Annotated in this window: 6 protein-coding genes; 1 reads left to right on the top strand and 5 read right to left on the bottom strand. The window is 67.8% G+C overall.

What is annotated here, in order from left to right; translation table 11 throughout:
* A partial coding sequence (locus ACFWX1_RS47845) for a S8 family serine peptidase (RefSeq protein ID WP_378396596.1) occupies positions 1–383 on the top strand: 383 nt, incomplete at its 5' end.
* Positions 384–454: 71 nt separating this feature from the next.
* On the opposite strand, the gene ACFWX1_RS47840 is transcribed toward ACFWX1_RS47845, so the two are convergent.
* The 5 genes from ACFWX1_RS47840 to ACFWX1_RS47820 form a co-directional block, all read right to left on the bottom strand.
* Entirely contained in the window at positions 455–1,414 is a 960-nt protein-coding gene (locus ACFWX1_RS47840; protein WP_378396595.1) for a hypothetical protein, read from the bottom strand.
* Positions 1,415–1,531: 117 nt separating this feature from the next.
* Entirely contained in the window at positions 1,532–2,290 is a 759-nt protein-coding gene (locus ACFWX1_RS47835; protein WP_378396594.1) for an ESX secretion-associated protein EspG, read from the bottom strand.
* Between the two features lie 25 nt (positions 2,291–2,315).
* A complete protein-coding gene (locus tag ACFWX1_RS47830; protein ID WP_378396593.1) occupies positions 2,316–3,671 on the bottom strand; it encodes a hypothetical protein in 1,356 nt (451 codons plus the stop codon).
* Between the two features lie 2 nt (positions 3,672–3,673).
* Positions 3,674–4,309 carry a DUF3558 domain-containing protein gene (locus ACFWX1_RS47825; RefSeq protein ID WP_378396592.1) on the bottom strand — a complete coding sequence of 212 codons (636 nt, stop codon included), beginning with the start codon at positions 4,307–4,309 and terminating at the stop codon, positions 3,674–3,676.
* Positions 4,309–4,698 carry a hypothetical protein gene (locus tag ACFWX1_RS47820; RefSeq protein WP_378396591.1) on the bottom strand — a complete coding sequence of 130 codons (390 nt, stop codon included), beginning with the start codon at positions 4,696–4,698 and terminating at the stop codon, positions 4,309–4,311. The genes ACFWX1_RS47825 and ACFWX1_RS47820 overlap by 1 nt, the downstream gene beginning before the upstream one ends.
* Positions 4,699–4,899: the final 201 nt, after the last annotated feature.

Here is a 4,899-nt window from a genome sequence, read left to right as displayed (position 1 = left end):
CCTACGGCATCGCCGGGGGCAACAACAACGGTGACGCCTGCCAGAACTCGCCCGCCCGGACGCCGGAGGCGATCACCGTGGGCGCGACGGCCAACAACGACTCGCGTGCCACCTACTCCAACTACGGCAAGTGCCTCGACATCTTCGCGCCGGGCACCGACATCACGTCGTCGTGGATCGGCGGCACCAGCGCCAGCAAGACCATCAGCGGGACGTCGATGGCGACCCCGCACGTGGTCGGCGCGGCCGCGCTGTACCTGGAGAAGAACACCTCGGCGACGCCGCAGCAGGTGCGGGACGCCCTGGTGAACGGCGGCACCAAGGACAAGGTCACGAACCCGGGGACCGGCTCCCCGAACGTCCTGCTCTACACCGGCGCCTGACACGCTGAGCGACGGTCCGTGGGGGCCTCCTCGAGGGATCCAGAGTCCCTCAAGGAGGCCCCCACGGACCTTTACCGGGAAGGCCGGGGCGCGCGGAGCGGGGCCGCGATCCGCATGGTCTGGACGATCGTGCTGGTCGCGCCGCGCGGGTCGTTGACCCCGATGGTGTCGATCGACGAGCAGCTGACCTCGAAACCGTTGTGCAGCGTGGCTTTCGGCCCGTCCACTCCGCCGTTCTTACCGCCGGCGCACTGCTCCTCGATCTTCGCGAAGGCCTGTTTCGTCTCGTCCTGCAGGGCCTTGTCGTCCGGCCACAGGTTCGCCACCGCGATGCCCATCGTGTTGGCCGCGACATCCTTCGTCTTGCCGACGTCGGTCTTTTCGTTCTTCCACGGCCGGGCCGTGGTACTCGCGACCAGGAGCACCTCGTTCATCGTGCCCTGAAGGTCGTGGGTGTGGGTGTCGTAGCCGATGCTGGCCGACATGAGGTACGGCTGGTCGACGTCGTTGGCCGCCTTGCAGACGCCGGGATCGCGGATGGTGTCGCCTGCCTGGTCCTTGTCGCCTTTCTTGAAACACGGCCATTTCTGCTTCTGCGCGATGCGGTCGAGGAAAGCCTGGCCGGTTACCTGCGGCGGGAAGCAGGAGCGGCTGACCCTGCTGCCCGGGTCGCAGGGCACCGGCGCGCTGGGGTCGGTGGGCGGCGCGCTGCTCGACGCCGGTGCGGTCGGCGGCGGTGTCTGGCTCGCGGGGGCCGCCGTGTCGCCGGATTTCCCGGTCAGGGTCACGACCAGGACCACGACGAGCCCGATCACGAGTACGACGCCGGCGATCGAGCCGCCGATGATCCACGGTTTCTTGCTGCCACCACCCGGCGGCGGTGGCTGGTGTGTCCCGAGGTGCGGGAACTGCGGGTTCCCGCCGCAGAACCGGCCGTTCCACTGATCGACCCACCCGCCATGGGTGTGTGGATCCGGCAGCACCGGTTGCCCGCAGCGCCCGCACGGAACGGGTTGTGGTGGTGTCGTCACTATGCGCCCCCCGGCCTTTCCCGCCGTGCCTGCTTGTCCACAGTGCACTGTCTGGTTCGGACGAAATCGTACCTGGAAGCGGTGCTGTTACGTCCTTTTCGGCCCGAGCCGGGTGAATCAGGCGAAGGTCGCGCTCGTGGTCTCCAGGACGTCGATGAGCGCGGCGCGGCTGGCGGCGAGGAACGTGAGCATCGGCTCGTCGCCCAGGTTTTCGGAGACAAGCGCGATGACCCGCCCTTCGCCCACGACGTCCACCACCGTGACCGGAGTGCTGCGGCGGCCGGCGCCGTTCCCGACGTAGAGCTGGTGGATCCCGGAACGCCGTCCCGCCATCAGCGCCCGCGGCCGCGCCGTCGGGTCGTCCGGCTCTTCGCTGGTCGGGTCGTTGAAGTCGAACGCCGCCGAGATGCCCTGGTCCGGGCGGTAGGCGGCCTTCGGGACGGCGACCGTTTCGAGCCGCGCGGGGCCGACGTCCGGGAGCGCGTCGACCACCGCGGCGGCGGCACGCCCCGCGTCGACGGGGTCGATGCGGACGAGCGTTTCCGTGCGCAGCACCCGGACGGCCTCGTTGCCCTTGACCGACACGAGGATCCCGCCCGTCTCGTCGTTCTGCACGTCGCCGCACCACGCGGTGAACCGGAGCGAGCCGGTGGCGAGCACGGCGAGGGTGTCGCGGAACTCGCGGGTGAGCGTGCCGCCCTCGGCGACGCCGAGCCCGGTGAGGATGCTGAGCACCTCATTGTCGTACTTCGCCCGGGTCTGTTCGGGCAGCCACTGCTCGTCGATGCCGATGACGGCGGGCGGATCCCCGTAACCTTCCCAGCGCCACGCCGTGATGAAGGCGGACTTGGGCAGCAACACCGTGCCGCGATGCATGGTCGTTCCCCCTGCGAACTGCCGCTCAGGCGCCGATGGTCGGCGGGACCGGTTTCTCTTCGGTGCCACCGAAGATCTTGTCCGCGTCCTGCTCCTGCAGATAGGACGCGCGCTTGTGTTCCTTGTCCTCGCCGCCCTTGCCCTTGCCGCCCTGGCCGGCGCCACCCATACCGCTCATGCCCTGCTTGCCCGATGCGCCGCCGGGGCCACCGCGCCCGGCCGCGTTCGCGGCGTTCGCGCCACCACGGGAACTGGGCTCGGCCGCGCCGGTGCCCTTGCCCGCGCCGGGCTCGGAGCCGATGCTGCCGCTCACGCGTCCGCTGTTGCCCTTGCCGACGCCGTCGAGCCCGCCGCCGCTGCTGCCGCCACCGCCACTGGTGGGCCCGAAACCGCCGAGGCCGAACGAGTTCTGGCCGCCGCCGGAGCTGAGCCGGTCGGCGATGCTGCCCTGCTGGTACGACGGGATATTTGGCGGCTGGTACGACGACGTCGACGGCGGCACGTACGACGACGTGCTCGTGTGGTCGTTGGGGCCGGGAACGGTGCCGGGCCGGAAGTCCGGCGGGTTCACCGGCGGTGGCAGCGGGGGACGCGGCTGTGGTGGCACGAAGCCTTCCTTGCGGAAGTCACCCGGGCCCGGGACACGCTTGTGCTCGTCCTCGCCGCCGAATCCCTTGACCGGAGGCTTCTCCGGCGGCTTCTTGGAGTCGTCGACCTTGAAATCGCCGCCGCCCTGCTCGTCGCCGAGCTGCCCGTAGTCGATCTTCATATTGGGCTGGTTGACGGTGTTCGTCTGCTGTGTGTACTGCTCGTAGAGGGCCTTGTTCTCCAGGACCTTCTTGTTGCGCTCGTTGATCTTGTCCTCGGTGCTCGTGTTCCACGGCGTCGCCTTGTCCCAGAAGTCCCGCTCGGGCGCGTCGTTGGTGACGTCGGCGTGCATGGTGGACTTGAGATGCGAGAACTGGCTGAGCTGGTCGCTGATGGTGTTGGAGTTATTCGTGAGCGTAGCCGAGGCCGAGGCGGCGGTGGTGCTGAGCGGCACGATGCGCTGGCGGGCCGCATCCGACGCGTTGCCGGTCCAGGCTGATTCGAGTGCCGAGGCCATCTGACGGCTCTCGGTCTCGATCTGGTTCTGCTGACCGGATTGATCGATGCCTGTCTGGCGGGCTGCTTCGAGCGACCTCCCGCCATCGCCTTGTCGCTGAACCTGGTCGACGAGGTCTCCGGCTCCGGTGCCGTGTTTCGTGAGCTGGCCGTGGCTGCCGGTGAGTTCGCGCAAGATATCGCCGAAATCACCGTGGACGAGATCGTTGAGGACGCGTGCCTCGGATTTGGCCACGTCCACCACGGACGAGGCGATGTCCTCCAGCCACTGCCACATGCTCAGGCCCTTTGCTTGATGCGGGTCAGCACCCGGTCGGCCACATCCCGCCCCGCAGTACAGGGGTCGATGTTCTTCCTTTTCGCGCTGTCGCTGAGGAAGATGCCTACGGCGTAGGTGAGGTCGTCGGAGATGCCCACTACGAGCTGGCACTCGGACTTTTCGAGGCCGTTGCTCTTCGCTGCCAGGTAACCGACGAGGGGATATCCCTGGATGGGGCCGGGCTCGACCCAGCGAACCGCGTCGGGCTTGACATTGCTGTACGCCGCGCCGAGACCGCCCTTGATCTTGGTCTGATAGCCGACGCTGAGGGAAGCGCCGTTCCCGGCTGCGTTGTGCCAGGTGCACGACGTGCCCAGACTGGGGTCGTCGTCCGGTTTGGCCGGATCGGAGGCGCCGATGAACTCCTTGACGTCGTCCGCGCTGAGTGAGGTGTCGCAGGGGCTGCCCGCGAGCACCTTCGCCGGGAGCGGGTTCTGCACCTTGGGTGCGCCATTCTGCGCGGCCGGGCTGCTGTCGCTGGCCGGAGGCGCTGAACTCTGGGAGGCGGGGCCTTTGCCCGAACCACCGGAGCAACCCGCCACCACGAGCCCGGCTGCTGAGAGAACGGTGACGATCGCACGGTATCCGGGCCGCATCAGTACTTGCCTTCCTTGCCTGCGTCCTTGGCAGCGTCCGCGTTGGCCTGGTCAGTGGCCGTGGTCCGGCCGAGTGCCGTGTTGAGTTTGTCGATGAGAGCGCCGTAGCGATTGAACTGGATCTGCAGGTGGCCGATGTAGTAGCGACCGGAATTGTTCGCGGTGTTCGCGAAGCCCACACTGGAGACATCTTTGCCAGGGGGCTCGCACATCACGAGTGCCTGGGCTTTGACTATCTGTTCTTGGATCAGCTTCCTGGTGCCCTCGGCCTTGCTGAGCAGCGTTTCCATTTCGGAGGTGCTCATGCGGAAGCCACCGGAGGGCCCCACGCTCTGCGTGTCCCCGAAAAAGCTCAGTCCGGACAGAAAGTTGCTTCCGTCGTCCGCCATGCCGCCCCTCCCGAGCGTCTGGTCCAAACGCAACGGAGGATAGCAGGGAGATCACCGGGTGCGGGCGCGTTTGGTCAACTCCGTACCAGGTTCGAAAAGCGGCAAAAGCCGTGAAGGCCTCCTTCACAGCGCTCGACCCGGTGTTTGGGGGCGGGACCGGAACACACGCGCTAAACGAAAACCCCATGCGGGACACGCCGA

Origin of the sequence: Amycolatopsis sp. NPDC059021 (assembly GCF_042739895.1) — a bacterium.
Classification (GTDB): domain Bacteria; phylum Actinomycetota; class Actinomycetes; order Mycobacteriales; family Pseudonocardiaceae; genus Amycolatopsis.
The sequence above is the reverse complement of the archived record's forward strand: the minus strand, read 5'-3'. Positions and strand labels throughout refer to the sequence as shown.